Raw genomic sequence first — 18,342 nt, 5'->3', positions numbered from 1 at the left:
GGGAAAGCTGTTTAAGGTTTTGGTGCGTTCACTGAATCTCGTTCTGTGCGAACCCATTTTGTTTGAGGCCGAATCAGAAAAGCGAAATAAAGTGGGATTTTCCAAAGAATGTAAAACGGGACGGCTAAAAGTGTCTGGATAGGTAAGTCTGCACGCCCGAATTTTGCCCACGCGCCGAATATTGAGATAAAAATGAGTAGCCCTTGTGAGGCTAAAATAATCGCGGGAACCGATGAAAATCCCAAGGTTGCTGCTAGTAATGCGCCTCCCGTAGCAGCACCCCACAGCATGACTAACAGGGAAAGCGGGGGGACGAATAAATCTAAAGCGATTGATAAAAGATCGAAACGTGTTTGCTGAATTGAGGCTTTTAACAGTCGGGGAACTTGTGTTAGCAGGGTCTGCAAATGACCGTGTTCCCATCTCGTTCTCTGACTTGTGGCTGCTTGCTCTTGCTGGGGTAGAAGCCCTGTAACTCTCGCCTCGCCACAAAATACTGCTGGGTGGCCGGCTATTGCTAAGTCTAAAGCAAGTTGCATATCCTCAACAATATTGCCACTCGCTAAAGGGGCTTCGCGAATGATTGACCACGGGAATGCCATCCCTGTACCTGTTAGCAAGCAAGGCAGCCCTAGCCGGCTCAATCCACTGGGACGAACGAGATTTTTAACTGTAAATGCTAGTGCTGAAACTGCATCTTTGGGTTTTGGGTTGGCCGGCTGTTCCATCAGGTAAGTTGCTTGCACCGGCTGCCCCTTTGCAGCAGCAAGTCGGGCAATTCTATCAATTGTGCCGGTATGAACGATACAATCGGCATCGACTAAAACAACCACTTCAGGCGGGTCTTGCTCAATCAACCCCAAGCCATAATCTAAGGCGTACCCTTTGCCTCTTCGTTCAGCATCTTTTCGTTCGAGGACGGTTGCGCCAAAGCTACGCGCAATGAGTGCTGTTTCATCATTACAATTATCAGCAATAACGATTAAGCGGTCGCGCTCGGTTAGCTGTGGCAATATCGTCTTTAAAGTTTCGCCAATTCCAGAGGCTTCATTGTGAGCGGGGATCAAAACAGCAATGCAGGGTCTAGGAATTTCACCACTGTTTGATTCGGAGCGAATCGGCAGTAAGGCTGCACAGCATTCAATAAAAAGAACTGCGACCGGCACGAGAAGTCCGAGCGCAATTACTAACAAAAAAATGTCAAGAAGTAAGCTCACTGATTAATGGGTGACAAAACTTTGCTACGCTGATTTAACTTTGCTCAGGTTCGCTCTTTACGAAGGGTTAAGCAAATAATGGTTCTGCTAAATCAGACACTCAATATTTGCTTTCACCTTCTAAAGATGTGTTTAATAACTTTGTACCACTTGGCGGTGAGTTGAATTTCCCGATGCTTCTACCGGCACTAACATTTGGTTAGGAGAAATGTAATGCAGTAAAAAATTGATAGTTTCTTGCTTAACCCACCCTTGGCTGACAGCGATTTCTCCAAAACGCAACCCTGTTTGGGCTTGGTATTTGAGGATGGTGTTAATTTGAGCGTCATTTAACAAGCCGGCAGATTTGAGATACTGACCTAACGGCTGTCTGTAGCTAGTCGTCGTCAACTTTGGCAATTCTTCGGCAAAAAAGTCAACCGTTTTTGGGTTAAGCCATCCTAGGCGCACCAGGATTTCCCCAAACCGCTGGTGGTGTTTTTGCTTAGCCTGCTCTTGGAGGACTGTTGCCACCTGATCTGGTGAGAGCAAGTTTGCCTGTTGCAAAAGCTGACCGATGGGTTTTAAGTTTTGAGCTTTTGGTGTTACTTGCTTCACACCCGCATCATGCGTTGCCAGGGGAGCGCGGTAGAGATTAAGCTTCTGCTTTAAGATCAGCCAGAAGAAAGCCGTATCCTCTAATAGATATCTTTTCCATAGCCGCTGTGGCTCAGACTGAAGTCTAAACAGCCACTCTATTCCCAACTCACTCATCCATTTTGGCGATCTGGGTTTGTGGCCGGCTTCAAAGTCAATCGTGGCACCGATCGCCAAGAATATTTTGATGTTTTTTAGCTTTTCCTTGTATTGTAAAAGCCATTTTTCCTGTTTTGGCGCACCGACTCCAATTGCCAGTACCGTCGCTCCCGATTCATTAATCCGCTCAATTATATTCTGAGCTTCTCGTTCGTCGTTTTCAAACCCAAAAGGTGGAGAGTACGAACCAACTACAATTTCTCTCCCAACTTTCCGATTAATTTTTTCTTGGGCTTTCCGGGCTACACCTTCAGCCGCCCCTAACAAGAATATTTTAATGCTTTCATTGTTCTTATGATATTCATAGAAAGCTGGGAACAAATCTGAACCGGAAATTTTTTCTTTAAGGGGACTTCCTAAAAATTTTGAAGCATACATTAAAACCTTACTATCGCAAACTTTGTAGTTAGCGATACTGTACGCCTTGTTAAAGTCATAATTTTTTTGTAACTTAATCAAGTGATCGACATTAGGCGTAAATACCACACCCCCAGATACATCGAGTGCTTTTAGTAGCTCGGACATCGATAGGTTATCAATGAAAACATTGAGAATATTTACTTTTTTCATTTGTGACCTCTCTTTAATTAACTGACGAAACTTCTAAAAAATCAATTACAGCGATCCAACCAAGTATTTCTAGCTTTCAGTGACTAAAAATTGCGAGCTGTAACGGAACCGCCCCAAACAGGTTATCTTTGGGGTGCATAGCCACTTTAATTGTTATGGTCATAAGTTTTTATCATCTAACCCTCCTACACCCACATCCTGTGTATAAACCCTAGTTTAATCTGAATTTAGCAAAGAAATGTGAAGACTGCATGAAAATTTCAAGAAAATATGCTTTTTGGTAGAGAAAACTTTAACAACCTTGCTTACACTCAGCTTAAGTTAACTAGAACCTCTAAGAGTGCTATTGTTAAGGGTTAAAGCTTTCACAATTTTGCCTCCTCAAGCACCGAGAACTTTAGTTTGGCGCAGCCTTGCCCTCTGTTTCAGTCAGTTAATCAGGCCAGTTCCCCTAGAACAAGTTTGTTTCAGGTGAATCGGCGCTGTCCTCACTCTATTCTGGCTTGACGAGACAATGGGATGTTGCCAAATTGGCAGAATATTTTGCCGAACGCACCTACTGCTGTAAAAACAGCAGGAATGAAGCAACTGTTATGAAGAGCGCTGCATGGCTATGCATGGGTAATATCCCCTCAATGCCTAGCACGTCAGCCAGTTCCTCGCACCTTGTCCTTGGCTTGTGCCGGCATCACGGTTGCTAGAACGGCATCAGCTAAGCCCCGAGCTTCTCAAACGCTGAAATGCTGGTGAGGGCTGAAATAAACCCAATATTGTCAATAAAATAGCTCTGATTTTACTAAGCCTGCACGTGATTCACGACAGTACCTAAGGTGGGTAATCCAAAAACGTTTATTTGGTCTAAAACTTCTTTAACTGCAGACTGCTTGGTTTTGCGAAGTGCCACCACCATTAAAATTCCATCTGTATGGGCAGCCAGGAAATTAGCGTCCATCAGGTTAAGAAGATGAGAAGTATCGTAGACTACTAAATCAAAAGTTGTTTGAAATTCCTTCACTAAGTATTGCATCTGAGCGGATGCCAGCAATCTGGTAGATTCTGGTAATGGTTGGCCGGCAGTCAGCACAAAAAGATTTTCTGCTAGGGTTGAGCGCTGGACACAGCTGTTTGGAGCAAGTTCGCTGTCAAGCAGTTCACTAAGTCCCTTGCTATTGGGTAAATTCAACCACTCGTGAAGCTGAGGCCGGCGTAAATCAGCATCTACCAAAAGAACTCGCTGTCCCATTGCTGCTGCCGTCTGAGCTAGCTGTAAAGCGATCATAGACTTACCATCCCCAGCTTCAGCCGAGCAAACAGCCAAGGAACGGACTGGTTGATTGTCAAACAGAAAACGGATACTGGCATAGAGAGAATCAAAAGCTTCCAAATACTCAGAAGCACTATTATGAGCGTCCTTCATTGGTTTTCTTAAGCCGTTTCCTGCTCTTGATTTCGAGCCTTTTGTCTCTCCTTGATTGAAGGGAATCTCACCTAAGACAGGTAAAGGAATGGCATCTTTAATATCGTTAGCGCTGTAGAAAATATTGCGGAATTTCTCTAGGAAGACAGCAGTCCCCGTACCCAGGACAAGGCCTGCTATCACGCCGATGATCAGCTTTTTGCTAGAATCGCCGGGAATTGGGGCTATATTGCCGGTAGCATCTTTAGGAAGTTCTGGCTTAGAAATAAGCTCCCAAGGTACTTCATTTTGAGCCTCTTCGACTTCCAGTTTTTGCCGGTGACTCAACAGTTGATCAAGTGTCCGAGTCGCAATATCTAACTGCCGCTGCAATTCACTGTACTGGCTTGCAATTGCTGGGAATTGTTGGGCTTGCATTTGCAAGGTCGCTTTAGTTTGTGTGATTCCTTGATCGCGAACCTCTAGCACCTGAAGTTGGTTGGCTGTCGCAACCAGTTGCTTGATCAACTCTAAGCGAGTAGAGTTTTGGAAGTTCATTATTTCAGAAGTGTTGACCGCATCTGATAGATTCGAGCCAAGAATTCGCTGTGCTTCCTGATTCAACAAATCTACTAGCTGTTGGCGTTGAGCCACTAGAGCTTGAATATAAGGGTTCCCAGGCTGAAACCGGGCAGATTCTACAGCAATCAGACTTTCTGTTTCTTTCAACTTTGCCAGCAACCCTTGATAGTTAGGGTTTTCGCTCAAAGTTGATGCAGCGAGGGCTTCTTGAGGGGTTAAGTCTAATTGTTGCTGTAAGGTTGTGTATAGCTCCCGTAGCTCTTGTATCTGTCTTTGCGTGTCTAATTGCTGGGCTGAGATTTCTCGAACTTGTGTAAATAATTCATCGCTTTTCTGTTTCGGATCAGTCAGGGCATATTTTTCTTGCAGCTTTTGTATCTGCGACTGAACAGTATTAACTCGCGTCTGCAAATCCGGCAGTCGAGCGTCAATAAACTTCACCCCTTCACCAATGCGGCTTTTTCGTTCTTCAAGGCTATATTTTAAATACTTTTCAGCAGTCTTTTCTAATACAAGTTGAACAAGTTTGGGATCTGAGCCTTGATAGCTAACGTGGAGAATTTTGGTTTGATTAAGTCGCGTTTTACCAATGCGTTCAATCGTTAAATTGGCGTAAAGATTACCGATGCTAAAGCCGGGGTGCTTGGCGCTAACGTCTTCCGCAATCTTTGATAGCATTCCCGGCCCTTTTAATATCTCAAGCTGAGTCGGGTAATCTAGGCTAAATAATTTTTCATTGGGCGCGTCTCCCTCAGTCCGAGCAAGAGCAGAGGGTTCACTCATTTTTGCTTCAGAGGAAACAGGTTCGACTAAAAGCTGAAAACTCCCTTGATAAGTCGGCAGAGATTTTTTGTTTAAATACCAAGCCGCCCCGGCTACCAAACCTGTAATTCCTATAACGATCAGAGCTTTCCGCTGCAAAGTCCTCAGCAGCGGACGCAGATTTAATCCTTTTTGAGGTGGAGGGGTAAACTCAGCGTTATCAACGGGTGGTAGTTGCTGCAATGGTCTGGCCTGCTTGGTAATTGATAATAATTGGGGAATTTGTTCTGTTTCCATGTTAATTTTTATCGTTTTTGTGTTGTTAGCCCACTATTGCTCAAAGCAACAAGGCGGTTGTTTGCTGAAGCGGCTCCAGCTGATTAATGAGTAGGGGATTACAGAGTTGATCCACTGCTGATCCATCCAGCAAACACGCTGACTCGCTTTTTGCTAAATATTCGCGTCCCACAGCACACTACTCTGTCCCTTCTGGTTCCTCTATTAAGTTTGCGATATCTCACCAAAAGACGCAAAGTGTCTTTCGGATGATTCTTGGGATCAAGGTTGACTTCGGGTTGATTAAAAAAAGCTATTATGCCGCATTCCAAAAGCGTTTGAGCCTGCTGGCTAATGGTGGATTTCCAGATGACTCTTTGCCTCGTTAACAATTGCCCGTAACTGTTTTCCATTAAGAGTTGAGCGCCAATTGCGGTTGGGGTGCCGCCAGGCTTAATTAAGCTGCGTAAGAGCCGATTTATAACTTGGCAAATTGCCGACACGAACTGAAAAATTTGTGCTAAAAATTCCTCATTCTTAGCCAACCCAGAAGTTGTTAAAGCTTTTAAATTTCCTGTCACACCAACCCGGCATTTGTGTTTGAATGCTGCCGACTGAAGATTTTCAATAGAAAAACAGTCGCTGTTTCGAGCGAGCTGAAAAGATGGGATGAATATGTGCTGTTCAATCTTGTTTTGCAACGCCTTGATTTCCCAAAGCCGGCACTTAAGGATATAACGCTGCTGCTTAAGGCTACATCCACCCCAAACAACTGCCTGTGCCATCCCTGAAACAAGAGCGGCGGGCTGAAGTTGCTGGAGCGAAGGCAGGATAGATGAGGTCATATTTGCTAGGTTAGACCATTTTCATGGGTTAGACTCTATTGCACTTAGCAGCAGTTTGGCCCAAAATTGCAGTGGAAATTGGAAAGCCACCTCCTCAGCAGAACTTATAAATTTGCCACTGAAGGGAGGATAACAGGCTTAAAACGTTGCTGTATCCTAATTTAAACGATTTTTCCCTAAAAAAGTTGGTTGGCTAAGGGCGATAAAACTTAACCGACTCCGTAAAAATACTACCTAAATTCTATCAAGCCTTTTTTCAAAGTCAACTGTTCGCCACTTAATCTATCACTCCAGTTTACCCCGGATGATGGCTAAAAGTCACTTGCCTTCTCTGATACGTTTGTATAATGTCAACATCCCTGGCGCATTATGCCAAAATTTTTAGCAATTATTTCTATTATTCTGAATTGATTAAATAATGTAATTTAATCGTTTAGTTATTTAGGTTTTCATAAAAAATGAATGCCGGCAGCATTTTATTAAGTCCCAATCAGTAATTGTTCATTGCTCGAAGGTCGAAAGTCAGCAACGCGCAACGAACAATTACTGAAAACTACTGTTGCTGGCAGTATTTGCGGTCGCGATCAGCCTCTGGTTCTTGCCAGGAATAAGCAAAATGACTCACCCCATTAATTTGGGGGAACGCTCGGCGAATGGCCAGCATTTGAGCTTCTAGGGAAGGACGACTTTTAATCGAAGCGCCCCAAGTGCCGGCCAAGGCGGGGATAACCTGGGTTCCTTTCGGTGCCATATTCAAAACCCGCTGAATTTCCTCAATAATGCAGCCGGCATTCTTATCCCCACAATTGGCATAGGCCATTGGGTGCCACTCCATCGAACCGGGAAAACGATCCCAAGCTTGCAAGCGAGAATCAAACCCGCCTTGACCCACCGCTTTATTCGCGCCGGGAAAAAATACCGCCCCTGCGGGAATTCCTTGGCGTTGCACCGGCTGCCCCGCAAGGGTGAGAAAATCAACAACACCTTGCACAGCATGGGCGACACTGAGATACCAAAGCTCCGATTGCAGTTGCGCCACCGACTGCAAAGCCTTACTAGACTGAGGATTACGACCCTGCCACATGGGTTCTGACTCTTTGGGGTAAAGAGCGTTAATCTCATCAACATCACCGGCAGAAATAAACCCTTTCGTAACATATCGCCGGATCAATTCCCGACCCTTCTGGTTAAGGGCACGTTGATAGAGCGTTTGCTGGGCAGCTTCCCCATAAATCCACAAATCCTGAACCTTGCTCACCACCGAAGCCGGCCCTGTGCTGCGAGGATAGCGAATGTAGTCGAATAACACCCCATCCGGTTTGCGCTGCAGGATGGCGTTGAGCACCGACATATAATCTCGTCGCACTTGAGGGTGGTAAGGATCAATAAAAACCTTACTCACATCACCCTCAGCCGCCTTAATGTCGGTTTCAGTATCTTTAGAAGGTTCAGAGATACTGGTCTGGCCATTAGCCCGACGCGCTAGCGTTTGCTGCCGGTCTGAACGTTGGGAGTAGACATAGCCAAAATTCATCGAAAACATCCAGGCGTAAACCTTCAGGCCGCGTTCATGGCCTTTTTTAATCGCCTCTGCTAGCAGATCGACCTTTTCTGCGCCTGGCATTCGTACAGCCGAGGGCCAAGGACTCTTGTTTTCTGCCTCCGGCAGCAGCACTTGGCCATCATAAAACGCTTCAACATAAACTTGGTTATAGCCCCGCGCCACAATTCGATCAAGGACAGCCTCTAAAACCCCCTCTTGGATATCGCAGGGATATAAGCGCAGCCAAATCGCCTGATTTTGGGGCCAAGTCCGGCTGCGGCACTGCCGCAAGCGCTCTGCATATTCAGCTAGACGCTCTTTGTAGCGCTTTTGGGCATCTTTGCCCCCTTTAAAAGCAGCTTGGCGCAGGTTATCAGTTTCACTAACTTCCTCTACAGATAACTGGCAATAGGCGGTGGCTTCTGCTAGGGCGGGTTTGATTGGCATCTGGGGATAAACAAGTCCACCAGTCACCATAGCGGTCACTAAAGCGCGATACCCTGACCGCCAGAGTCGCAAAGCTAACAGAGGTCGGTAAAATTTTATAAGACAGTTACTCATGCCGGCGTGCAGAACGAAAGGAAAGCTACGTTGCGATGATTCAGTCCCAATGGACTGCTTCAGCATGATCGCACAACAAAATGCCAGGGGAAATCCCTGTGGTTGCAGATGATGTACCTCATACTCCACAAATGCACCCCGACATCAGGAAATCTAATCGCGGTTGTCTGAGCAGCTAATAAAGCCACTGGGGCATCAATATCCAAAGACAGCAACACCCTGCCGCGTCGAAATTCCTCGTTTACAGTCATGCTAACGTCATGGCTGCATGGGCAAAGCCTACCAAACACAAATCGCGGAAAACTCAGAAGCCTTCAGGAATTTGTGAAAGCAAACTTTGTGCCAAGCGCCATGACTCTAACAGCTGGGCACTAGCGGTTTCAATAGGTACTCTGCCCCTCGCCTCAATGGATCAGTTAAGCGCCTCGCTTGAGCGCTACTTCTACTTGATTTAATTCCTGCTCAACTCGTTCCTTCAATTTTTGAGGCAGAGGCCGGTTGGGGTAGGAATTGTAATGACCGGCTAACGAGTTGAGCGCCGTCCGCATGGTAGTGAAGGATGCCAGCTTCGTATACTGATCCCGGCGATAGCGAGCGGCAAAATCATTAATTTGCTGACGGGCTTGTGCTTGCGCTGCTGCTTTTTCAGGAGCATCGTCTGGCAACTCAATGGCGCTTCTGAGGCTGTTCACAAGGGATAAAGTGTCTTGGCTGTAGTCACCTGTAAAACCAGACACATCGCCCCCAGAACAACCCATCAAGCCGATTGTGACGGCTAAAACCAGAGCCAGCAAACGTGACAAATAGTGCTTCATGAGCTTCATTAGAAAAATTTGCAATCAAAATTAACGTTTATCCTATCTTGGATTGATGCCTAGGGATCGCACAAATTACATAAGAACTGCATAAGCTCTGGCATAAGTAAAAATACATTATTTGAGGAGATGAGCTGGGAAAAACAGGCAAAATAAGGAGAGGAAGCGGACGCTCGCTCAATGCCAAAAAGTAGCTAGAGTAACCACTACAGGACGTTTTAACGGCTAAGCCCAACCGGCACTCCCAAAAGAAAAAATTGAGCCGGTGTCGGCACTGTTTGGCTGCTTAATGCGTGCTTTTAATTTTTTTGATGAAATTGCTGATTTATGACTTATCCTGCCTACATCCCACCTTTTCTGCTGAGAAATGGCTTAGCAATGACCCTCTACGCGGCTCGCAGGGCTAGCCTTGAGTGGGAAAAAACCACACCACACCCAGAACCGCCTTATCAAGAAACGGTTTTTTCTGGTGCCGGCAACGTTCCGATTTTTGGACTTGTTGCCATCCCTGACAACCCCCACAGCACAATTGTTGGCACTTATGGAATCACCGGCGATTTGGAGAATCAATGGTTTCTGAAACTGTTAAGACGTAAAGCATTTGCCCAAGGCTTTGCAGTAGTTTTATTTGACTGGCGAGCACACGGCAAAACCGGCTTGCTCTCCCCCACCTTGACGTCTGATGGTTTGTACGAGGGAGAAGATTTTGTCCGTATTGCCGCACAAGCGAAAGCAATGGGTTGCCCCGCCCCCTTCTGGTTCACCGGCTTCTCTCTGGGAGGACAATTAGCGTTATGGGCTGTCAAAGCTTCACAGGATCTAACGCTGTGTCAAGAGCTTGGCTTAAGCTCAAATGACATTGGAGGCGGTGCGGTGATTTGTCCGAGTCTCGATTCCAACCGTTCTCTATCGTATTTAATTCAACATCCTTGGGGGAAGTATTTAGAACGGGCAATCGCGCGAGAACTAAAAAAGTTGGCTTGGCAATTGCATAAAGTTCATCCCCAAGCAATCGATCCAGCCGCTATCGAGCGGGCGAATAGCATTTGGGGATTTGACCACGAACTGGTGATCGAACGATTGGGTTTCCCTTCAGTAGAAGCATATTATGATGCCAGTAGCGCCCTGCCGCTGTTGCCTCACCTCAACAAATCGACGTTGATTCTCTACGCCGCTGATGATCCGATGTTTGAGCCGGCAATCATTCCTGACTTACAAGCAGCCTGTGCCGGCAATCCGGCGATTGATTTAATTTTGACCCAGTACGGCGGTCATGTGGGCTATATCAGTAGCAAAACGAGTCAACGTCTAGCCGGCGATCCTGATCCCTGGTGGGCGTGGAATCGAGTTTTAGAATGGTTTCAGCAGCAGAGCCAGGTGTGAGCCGCCTCGCAGATAACTCAATTGGATGCCGATTATTAAGCTCTGGCTGGCAATTTAGCCCACAGTTCGCATTTTATCCGCGTTTGCGCTATCAATGATATGGATCACACCCTGAGGAGTGTACTGTCACCTTTGATAAAGATATTGCATCACCATGTTCGGTGGCTCAGTCATTCATGCTTATAGGAATCAAAAGGCAAGGTTTCAAATCCCACATTTCCAAGCTGAGAATTCATAAAAGGTTTCTAGAATGCGTGTTTTTGAAGCAACTCACAAACTTGTAGCCCCAGCCGGCGAACAAATCCCAGTGATGCTACTTTCCCAAAAAGATAGGGTGAGATATCTAGTGATGACTCCAGAAAATTATGAAGAGCAAAGCTTCCCAATCTATGAGTGGCACCCTTCAGAGGGCGTGACTTACCAAGGTTTTTATTTAGACGGCCTGATGATTGTGGAGTTGAGCTGCGAGTCATTGCCAAGCTCAGCCTCTCAACCGGGCACTCGTGTGAGCTTATAAAGCTTATAAGTGATATATTTTAATGATATAAGTGCTAAAGCGAGAGCCACTGCAAAGCTCGCTTAGAGAGGAAACAGGCACTCGTCAATCGCTGTATTGCCGGCCCAGGCAAGTTAGCTGATGCAGTTTCCACCCATGCTGTTAAATTTCAGCAGCAGGAAAAGAGTTACCTTCACCCCAGCATCTAGGGGTTGAGCCAGTGAACTCATCAATCAATTCCAATACCTTTGACCATAGGATAGGGTATTGTAGTTGACGAGCGTCAGTGTTGCTCCTGGCGAACTTAAAAAACAGAAGTGTGTGTATTGTTAGCAACTATTATAGATAGGTTTGTTGGATAATACGGGTATTAGAGAAAACTTCAAAACCCAGATGTCGTGCAGGTTTGAAACGCAATCAGCTTTTCCCATCCCGCCAGCCGCCCTCTATAACTGAATACATCCTCAAGAGCCTTTATGACACAACGGCCACATGGAAGACCGATACAGCCAACGCGAGTCCAACCATAATGTGGAGCAATTGATTCGCTCTACTCCTTTTTTTGGAGGTCTCCCAGAAGAGATCGTTGACAGAGCCACCGCTCATATTGTTAGCCGCAGCCATCCACCGAACCAAGTGATTTTGCTGGAGAATGACTGGGGCAGTTCTGTGTACTTTATTTTGGATGGTTGGGTCAAAATTCGTACCTACAATCTTGATGGTAAGGAAGTGACCTTAAATATTCTGGGTAAGGGAGAACTTTTTGGCGAGATGGCAGCGCTTGATGAAGTGCCGCGCTCAACAGATGTGATTACACTTGCGCCTACAACGATTGGGAATTTACCGGCTCAAGATTTTGTCAAGCTGCTCAACACAGAACCCCTGGCTGGCATTCGGCTAGCCCAACTGATGGCGCGGCGGCTGCGACAAGTTAACCGCCGCCTGCGGTTGCGCGAGTCGGACAGTACCTCGCGCGTGGCAGATATTTTACTGTTTTTGGCGGAGGGACAGGGCAAACTATCCGCTGAAGGAACCGAGATCCCAAATTTACCCCATCGAGAATTAAGCAGTCTCAGTGGACTGGCGCGGGAAACGGTGACACGGGTGCTGAGCAAGTTAGAAAAAAAAGGGCTAATCTTGCGCGAACGTGATGTTCTTTGCATTCCAGATATGCACGCTCTAGAGCGTCTTTTGGTGTAACAATACCGGCAAAGATAGGCAAGTTTAGCCTTGAAGCAAACAGCCGGTGTTGAATTGTCAAGGAATACTGCAAAAACGTAGGAAAAGCCCTCAATTGCGCTAAGTTGAGGGTGGGAAATCGAGCGCCCTAACGATTACTGCAAGCGCTCAGCCTAGAGCGGTTCTATCATCTTGCGAATGTGGCCTTCAGTTAGAAAACACACCGGCGCAGCCTTAACTGAACTTTTACTCAAGGCTCAACTGGAATGGCTGCTCGGCTGAATGCCATTGAAGTCACAACTGCTTAATCATCCGGCGTTTGACCCTGAAACACCCTTCATGTCCAGGAGAGAAAGCCATGAGTTTTCAAAAGATTCTCGTTGCCTTAGATGACTCTCAATTAAGCAAGGTTGTCTTTAACCGTGCCCTAGAGATGGCTCAGGCGAATCATGCTCGGATGATGCTGTGTCACTGCCTCAGCCAAGAAATGATCGGTGAGTCTTTAGCCGTGCTGCCCGTCGAGCTGGGTTTGTATCCAGAACTAATGGATAATGACTACCAAGCTGAACATCTGCGCGTTGGACAGCGCATCGAGCAAGTGCAGGGAATGCTTAGTGAGTATTGCAAGAGTGCAACCGCTTTAGAAGTCCCTACGGAATTTGATTACAAGATCGGTGATGCGGGAGAGTGTCTTTGCCAAGTCGCAAAGAATTGGGGGTCGGATGTGATTGTCCTAGGACGTCGGGGGCGAACAGGATGGGCAGAAGCTTTGCTGGGAAGTGTCAGCAATTATGTCGTACACCGTGCTCCGTGTTCTGTGCTAGTGATTCAGCAAGTGGAGATGCCAGAATCGATGGTTTTGTAATTCGCCCATCAGCGCCGGCACCGTGATCGAGCCGGCAGTCAGAAATAAAGTTTAAAGTAAATGAGGTGGCTGAACAGCCACCAATATTTTTGTCCACAGTTCTGGGTATAATCTCCCTCTCAGGCTTTCTAGCAGCAACCGGCTTTTCTAAGGACAGTTTGGGCTGACGGCTGACCATTTTTTTGTGACTTGCATGAGCAATCCTTTTAGCGATAGCAACTCTTCCCATCCCAACAACTCCGGTGAAACTGAAAACGAGAATGATCTGGAAAAATTCCTTCACCCTGAATCTGGGGTTGAGCCGATAAGCGACACGCCAGAGTCCCATCCCCATGCTGAAACTGGAAACTCTCTTTCCCAACCAAAACTGGGAAATCCAGCCCCCTTAATCATGGTGGAAACGGCTTTTTTGGCCAGTACCGCTAGCCTGATTTGGCTAATCAATTACTATTTTCCCTTAGGGCCGGTGTTGCGAATCTTCTTTCCCGTGCCGATCGCTTTAGTCTATCTGCGCTGGGGCAACCGGGCGGCGTGGATGGCTGCGTTAGTGTCTGGGTTGCTGCTATCCGTACTAATGGGTCCGATGCGTAGCATTCAATATGTGATCCCCTTTGGTGTATTAGGGGTTGTGCTGGGGTTGTTGTGGCGGCGTGGTGCCGGCTGGAGTGTTTCAATTTTCATTGGAATGCTGATAGGCTCGTTTGGCTTCTTCTTCCGGCTTTGGTTGGTCTCAATTCTGCTGGGTGAAGACCTCTGGGCTTACCTAACCATCCAAATTACAGAGTTCACTCAATGGGGATTTGAAAGGCTGGGATTGCTGCAGGAGCCAAGTTTGCCGGTGGTTCAATTAGTTGCCCTGTTAATGGTGATGCTCAATAACATTGTTTACTTGTTTGCGGTGCATCTAGCAGCGTGTCTACTGCTAGAACGCTTGGGCAACCCGATTCCCCCGCCTCCACCTTGGGTACAAGTGTTGCTGGATGAAGAATAAAAAAGGTTAAATTTCCCCTTCGTTCAAAATTCTTAATCGCCCCGACTGTAAATTTTTCTGTGAAGGGCCGGCTACACTTCAAATCCCCTAATCCCGGCAATTCCTCGAAAAATTTACAGCTAGACATCACTCAATTTTGATGATTTACACTTACACCCAAATACAACAGGGCCGGCGATGGCTGGAACGGTATCGGGGACGATCACCGGCTTTTGCTTGCGTGTTAGGCTTTACCGAAACCGGCCTGATTCCGGGTATTTCCGCTGCCGGTGCAACACCAGATGATCGGCGCTACACAGCAGTGGCGGATGCTGAATTTTTATATAACGGCCCTGTAGCGCAACCTGATTATCCTTTACCGCCTCTGACTGCCGGTGCCTCGCCGGTGTTCATTTCCCGCGCGGTTGTGGAAGCGTTAGGCATTCCTGTTTATTTGTTGAATGCCGGCTTGCCGGTGAAGCTTACTGTGCCGGCAATTGATTTAGGCGGCACACCGGCACGTTGTCTCACCACCGGCAGCGCCTTAGAACTTTCTACCGTAAAACTGTTACTAGAGCAGGGGCTAGAGTGGGGGCAGCGATTAGCCAAAGACTTTGACTATTTAATCATTGGCGAGTGCGTGGTTGGGGGAACGACAACCGCCTTAGCTGTTTTAACCGGCTTGGGCGTTCAGGCTGCCGGTAAAGTCAATAGCAGCCATCCCAACTGCAATCATGGGCAAAAAGGGGCTGTGGTACAAGCCGGTTTGCAACGAGCCGGTTTTTGGCCCGGAGATTGCCTGACTTCTAGACATTCCTCACCTGATCCCCTACAACTCATCGCAGCTGTGGGAGATCCTATGCAAATCGCGGTTGCTGGAATGGCGATTGCAGCCAGTCGCACTGCTGGCGTCTTACTAGCCGGCGGCACGCAAATGCTCGCCGTCTATGCCCTGATCAAGGCCATCGCCCGCCAATACGCCCTAGAGTGGCGTTCAGAGGAAATTGTCGTGGGAACGACCCGATGGGTGGCAGAAGACCCCAGTGGCGACACTGTGGGACTCGCCAAAGCGATTGGATCGGTGCCTCTGCTAGCGACTGGGTTAACGTTTGCCGCCTCTCGCTATGGGGTGCTGCAAGTTTATGAACAGGGCTACGTCAAGGAAGGCATGGGTGCCGGTGGCTGTGCGATTGCGGCTCACCTTTACCAGGGCTGGAATCAAACCCAACTTCTCAATGCTATTGAAGCGTTAGTCGGGCGTTGTTGAAGCTTTCAGCTTATAAAAAGTTTTTAGTTTTTTACAGATGGACTTCCTAAATGCACCCTTACAGAGTTTTAACTGCAAACTCAGCAATTAGGGTTCACTACTCTTAAAATTGACAGCTTTTCGCTTTTTTAGTGAATTCTCTGGGCGAGTAATTGTTCTTCCAAAGCCGCGATCCGATTATAAGCAGCAGTCAGTTGTGCGGTCAGTCGTTGGATTTGAATTTCTGGTGTTAATTCTTGCTCTGAGCTGTGAGCGTTCCTTTCTAAGCGGTTGGCATCAACCAGGACATCTTTATGTTCCATACAGATATCCAAACTGCTATAGCTTGAATAATGGTATCTCCCGACACTTAATGCTACAGGTGCCACAGGTTTGCCGGCAGTTAACTCTGGCTCTGACAGCACTTGGGCTATCTTGCTACTGAGCTGCTCAATCACTTGGTGCAGCCCATCGACTTTTTGGTTCAACGCACTCACTTGGATTTGCAGTGACTCCATTTGACGCCCTCTTGCCCTTAAATTATTACTTTTTAATCTTAGGTAACACTTGGTAAAAATTGGATTAATTTCTAGATTATTTAACTTTTGAGAACAAATGTTCAAAAAAGTAGAACTTGATGTGAGTGGCCACCGATTGAATCAGGGAAATTTATTGAGTAAGAATGCGTGCTTTCATTGCCCCCCATTTATAACTGATTCGGGATGGTTTAAAAGCCGGCTGGCTGCACCACTGCGAGATCCACTTCCAGTTTCTGTGGGTGTTTTTTCGTCACAGCCCTTGTCAACTGGGAACGCACGTTTGAAAGCAGAAGTCTTTTTCTAGAAGAGGCTGCAAGATATCAGAGGAACATTCTCTACTTTTCCACTAATTTTGCAATTGATTATCACTCCTGAAATCCACCGATCACCGTCCGCGCATCATTCTTTAGACAGTGGCCACTCAGGTAAATTCTAGATAATGTAGATATTATGAAGAAAAGTAACAAACTTGACGCCACGCTTGGGCGATAGCTTGATACCCTGTCAAACGTAGTTCAAACAAAAAAGGGGCCACATGACATCTATAGCACAACTATCTCAATCAACCGCCGAATCGCTGATTGCAGACTTTTTCCGCGAATCAGAGGGAGAATGGCGATCAGAGCGACGTTACTACACACTCCCGGAGGGAGAAATCCAAGAGCTAGTCAGTTTCATCAAAGTTAGGTTTCTGGCAGCAGGAAGTCCAGAACTGCTGAAATTGGCACAAATGCACGAGCTTAGTGACGAAACTGCCCTAACTTGTGGTACACAGGTTAGCTGGGAAAGCAGAGAATCCGTCTCTAATCGCAAAAAATCTGCCGGTTCCACCTTGTTTGGAGTATTGGGTGAGATTTTGTATCGAGATCGCGGTTTTGCGACTCCCAAGCCGGTGACAGCCCAGTTTTATATGCCCAATCCTCAAACCTTGTGCTTGCGGACAGAGTACAATGGCTCTGTGTTTGAAGAAGAATTAAAACAAATCGGTCACAGCTATCGCACAAGACAAACTATTATTTCAAATGCCGGCGAACAGGTGATGATCGGGCAGTATTTAGAAAAGCGCATTAAATAGAGTGAATCGACGGTTTTTTATCGCGGGTGCCGGCACCTTAACGCTCACCAATCTGCTAGCGGGATGTGGTGATCAGAGCCGGCCAACCTTGAGAGTGCAATTGCTGAAAAATTCTCTGCCGGCCCTTGTGTTGAGCTTATTTCGCAAGGAAATCGGGCAAGCTTTTGCTTTGGACTTTAAGCCAGAGTCCCAGGTGAAAGTCTTATTTGAGCAACTGCAAGCCCTGCACCGGCAGCCGGCAGCCAATGAGAAAAAGCCCTCAAGCTTCCCGCTGCCAATTCCTTTTATGGCTTCCAAAGCCCCCCAAATTCCCGATCTGGTGACTTTGGGGGATTATTGGTTGGCAAAGGCGATCCAGCAGAAATTAATTCAACCCCTCGATCCAGCACAGCTACAAAACTGGAAGAATCTGCCCCAGCCGTGGCAAACACTGGTACGGCGGAATGCAGAGGGACAAATCGATCCAGCCGGCAAAGTTTGGGCAGCACCCTATCGGTGGGGTACAGTTTTAATTGCCTATAACCGCGAAAAATTTAAATCCTTGGGCTTAAAACCTCCCCAAGATTGGAGTGATCTGTGGCGAGAGGATCTGCGAGAACGGATTTCTCTGCTCGATCAGCCCCGCGAAGTCATCGGCTTAACTTTAAAAAAACTTGGCAAGTCTTACAATACCCAAGAACTCAATAAAGTTCCAAACCTAAAAGAGGAATTGAGCCGGCTGCATCGGCAAGCCAAACTTTACAGTTCTAATGCTTATTTGCAACCCCTGATTTTAGGAGATACTTGGGTTGCCGTAGGTTGGTCGGGTGATATATTGTCGGCAATGGCCCAAAACAAAGAAATTGCGGCAGTTGTACCCAAGTCTGGGACTTCTCTGTGGGCGGATTTATGGGTGAAGCCGGCACAAGTCAGTAACAATAGCAGCAGCGAACTCGCCTACAAGTGGATGGACTTTTGCTGGCAGCCCCAGATTGCCCGTTTACTCTCTAGCCAGAGCAAAGGTGCCTCGCCGGTGCTTGTAGAGACGAAGCGAACCGAGTTGTCTAAGGAATTACAGAAAGCAACGTTACTACTGCCTGATCCTGAAATTATCAGCAAGAGTGAATTTCTTAAACCTTTGCCGACTACTGCCCTTGAGCAGTATAAATCCTTGTGGTTGGAGACGCGATTAGGGCCGGCGGCAACAGGCGCTTGATGCCCGGTTCTCACAGTTTCGAGGAAAGGATT

The 18,342-nt window shown here is 47.0% G+C and carries 15 protein-coding genes; 8 read left to right on the top strand and 7 right to left on the bottom strand.

Annotation, left to right across the window (positions count from 1 at the left end; all coding sequences use genetic code 11):
• Positions 1 to 11: 11 nt before the first annotated feature.
• The 6 genes from H6F73_RS09315 to psb27 all read right to left on the bottom strand — a co-directional run bounded on the left by H6F73_RS09315 (position 12) and on the right by psb27 (position 9,362).
• Positions 12 to 1,166, bottom strand: a complete 1,155-nt coding sequence (locus H6F73_RS09315; protein ID WP_347239509.1) for a glycosyltransferase — start codon at positions 1,164 to 1,166, stop codon at positions 12 to 14.
• Between the two features lie 183 nt (positions 1,167 to 1,349).
• Complete coding sequence (locus H6F73_RS09310; RefSeq protein WP_190758532.1) at positions 1,350 to 2,582, bottom strand: WecB/TagA/CpsF family glycosyltransferase; 1,233 nt, start codon at positions 2,580 to 2,582, stop codon at positions 1,350 to 1,352.
• Positions 2,583 to 3,378: 796 nt separating this feature from the next.
• Positions 3,379 to 5,619, bottom strand: coding sequence for a polysaccharide biosynthesis tyrosine autokinase (locus tag H6F73_RS09305; RefSeq protein ID WP_190758531.1), 2,241 nt, complete (start codon positions 5,617 to 5,619; stop codon positions 3,379 to 3,381).
• Between the two features lie 98 nt (positions 5,620 to 5,717).
• Positions 5,718 to 6,443 carry a hypothetical protein gene (locus tag H6F73_RS09300; RefSeq protein WP_190758530.1) on the bottom strand — a complete coding sequence of 242 codons (726 nt, stop codon included), beginning with the start codon at positions 6,441 to 6,443 and terminating at the stop codon, positions 5,718 to 5,720.
• A 553-nt stretch (positions 6,444 to 6,996) separates the two neighbouring features.
• A complete protein-coding gene (locus H6F73_RS09295) occupies positions 6,997 to 8,676 on the bottom strand; it encodes a family 10 glycosylhydrolase (RefSeq protein WP_347239508.1) in 1,680 nt (559 codons plus the stop codon).
• 287 nt (positions 8,677 to 8,963) lie between these two features.
• Positions 8,964 to 9,362 carry a photosystem II protein Psb27 gene (psb27, locus tag H6F73_RS09290; RefSeq protein ID WP_190759584.1) on the bottom strand — a complete coding sequence of 133 codons (399 nt, stop codon included), beginning with the start codon at positions 9,360 to 9,362 and terminating at the stop codon, positions 8,964 to 8,966.
• A gap of 327 nt (positions 9,363 to 9,689) precedes the next feature.
• On the opposite strand from psb27, the gene H6F73_RS09285 reads away from it, so the two are divergent.
• From H6F73_RS09285 to cobT, 6 genes are all read left to right on the top strand, one after another.
• Positions 9,690 to 10,745, top strand: coding sequence for an alpha/beta fold hydrolase (locus H6F73_RS09285; RefSeq protein WP_190758529.1), 1,056 nt, complete (start codon positions 9,690 to 9,692; stop codon positions 10,743 to 10,745).
• Positions 10,746 to 10,995: 250 nt separating this feature from the next.
• Positions 10,996 to 11,262 (top strand): hypothetical protein, encoded by a 267-nt coding sequence (locus H6F73_RS09280; RefSeq protein ID WP_190758528.1) that lies wholly within the window; start codon positions 10,996 to 10,998, stop codon positions 11,260 to 11,262.
• Between the two features lie 471 nt (positions 11,263 to 11,733).
• Complete coding sequence (locus H6F73_RS09275; RefSeq protein WP_190758527.1) at positions 11,734 to 12,441, top strand: Crp/Fnr family transcriptional regulator; 708 nt, start codon at positions 11,734 to 11,736, stop codon at positions 12,439 to 12,441.
• Between the two features lie 337 nt (positions 12,442 to 12,778).
• Positions 12,779 to 13,285: a universal stress protein gene (locus H6F73_RS09270; protein WP_190758526.1), complete on the top strand. Its 507-nt coding sequence runs from the start codon at positions 12,779 to 12,781 to the stop codon at positions 13,283 to 13,285.
• Between the two features lie 193 nt (positions 13,286 to 13,478).
• Positions 13,479 to 14,276, top strand: coding sequence for a DUF2232 domain-containing protein (locus tag H6F73_RS09265; RefSeq protein ID WP_190758525.1), 798 nt, complete (start codon positions 13,479 to 13,481; stop codon positions 14,274 to 14,276).
• A gap of 139 nt (positions 14,277 to 14,415) precedes the next feature.
• Positions 14,416 to 15,522: a nicotinate mononucleotide-dependent phosphoribosyltransferase CobT gene (gene cobT, locus H6F73_RS09260; RefSeq protein WP_190758524.1), complete on the top strand. Its 1,107-nt coding sequence runs from the start codon at positions 14,416 to 14,418 to the stop codon at positions 15,520 to 15,522.
• Positions 15,523 to 15,650: 128 nt separating this feature from the next.
• On the opposite strand, the gene H6F73_RS09255 is transcribed toward cobT, so the two are convergent.
• A complete protein-coding gene (locus tag H6F73_RS09255) occupies positions 15,651 to 16,019 on the bottom strand; it encodes a hypothetical protein (protein WP_190758523.1) in 369 nt (122 codons plus the stop codon).
• Between the two features lie 556 nt (positions 16,020 to 16,575).
• Here H6F73_RS09255 and H6F73_RS09250 point away from each other — a divergent pair.
• The gene (locus H6F73_RS09250; protein ID WP_190758522.1) at positions 16,576 to 17,115 is read left to right on the top strand and encodes a phycobiliprotein lyase; all 540 of its coding nucleotides are present in this window, start codon (positions 16,576 to 16,578) and stop codon (positions 17,113 to 17,115) included.
• Between the two features lies 1 nt (position 17,116).
• Positions 17,117 to 18,310: an extracellular solute-binding protein gene (locus H6F73_RS09245; RefSeq protein ID WP_190758521.1), complete on the top strand. Its 1,194-nt coding sequence runs from the start codon at positions 17,117 to 17,119 to the stop codon at positions 18,308 to 18,310.
• Positions 18,311 to 18,342: the final 32 nt, after the last annotated feature.

This window comes from Microcoleus sp. FACHB-68 (assembly GCF_014695715.1).
In the GTDB taxonomy this organism is placed as follows: Bacteria; Cyanobacteriota; Cyanobacteriia; order Cyanobacteriales; family Oscillatoriaceae; genus FACHB-68.
The sequence above is the reverse complement of the archived record's forward strand: the minus strand, read 5'-3'. Positions and strand labels throughout refer to the sequence as shown.

Bases quoted from the DNA above. Each gene is read 5' to 3' on its own strand.
- H6F73_RS09310 (WP_190758532.1), bottom strand. From the start codon at position 2,582: ATGAAAAAAGTAAATATTCTCAATGTTTTCATTGATAACCTATCGATG.
- H6F73_RS09305 (WP_190758531.1), bottom strand. From the start codon at position 5,619: ATGGAAACAGAACAAATTCCCCAATTATTATCAATTACCAAGCAGGCC.
- H6F73_RS09300 (WP_190758530.1), bottom strand. From the start codon at position 6,443: ATGACCTCATCTATCCTGCCTTCGCTCCAGCAACTTCAGCCCGCCGCT.
- psb27 (WP_190759584.1), bottom strand. From the start codon at position 9,362: ATGAAGCACTATTTGTCACGTTTGCTGGCTCTGGTTTTAGCCGTCACA.
- H6F73_RS09285 (WP_190758529.1), top strand. From the start codon at position 9,690: ATGACTTATCCTGCCTACATCCCACCTTTTCTGCTGAGAAATGGCTTA.
- H6F73_RS09280 (WP_190758528.1), top strand. From the start codon at position 10,996: ATGCGTGTTTTTGAAGCAACTCACAAACTTGTAGCCCCAGCCGGCGAA.
- H6F73_RS09275 (WP_190758527.1), top strand. From the start codon at position 11,734: ATGGAAGACCGATACAGCCAACGCGAGTCCAACCATAATGTGGAGCAA.
- H6F73_RS09270 (WP_190758526.1), top strand. From the start codon at position 12,779: ATGAGTTTTCAAAAGATTCTCGTTGCCTTAGATGACTCTCAATTAAGC.
- H6F73_RS09265 (WP_190758525.1), top strand. From the start codon at position 13,479: ATGAGCAATCCTTTTAGCGATAGCAACTCTTCCCATCCCAACAACTCC.
- cobT (WP_190758524.1), top strand. From the start codon at position 14,416: ATGATTTACACTTACACCCAAATACAACAGGGCCGGCGATGGCTGGAA.
- H6F73_RS09255 (WP_190758523.1), bottom strand. From the start codon at position 16,019: ATGGAGTCACTGCAAATCCAAGTGAGTGCGTTGAACCAAAAAGTCGAT.
- H6F73_RS09250 (WP_190758522.1), top strand. From the start codon at position 16,576: ATGACATCTATAGCACAACTATCTCAATCAACCGCCGAATCGCTGATT.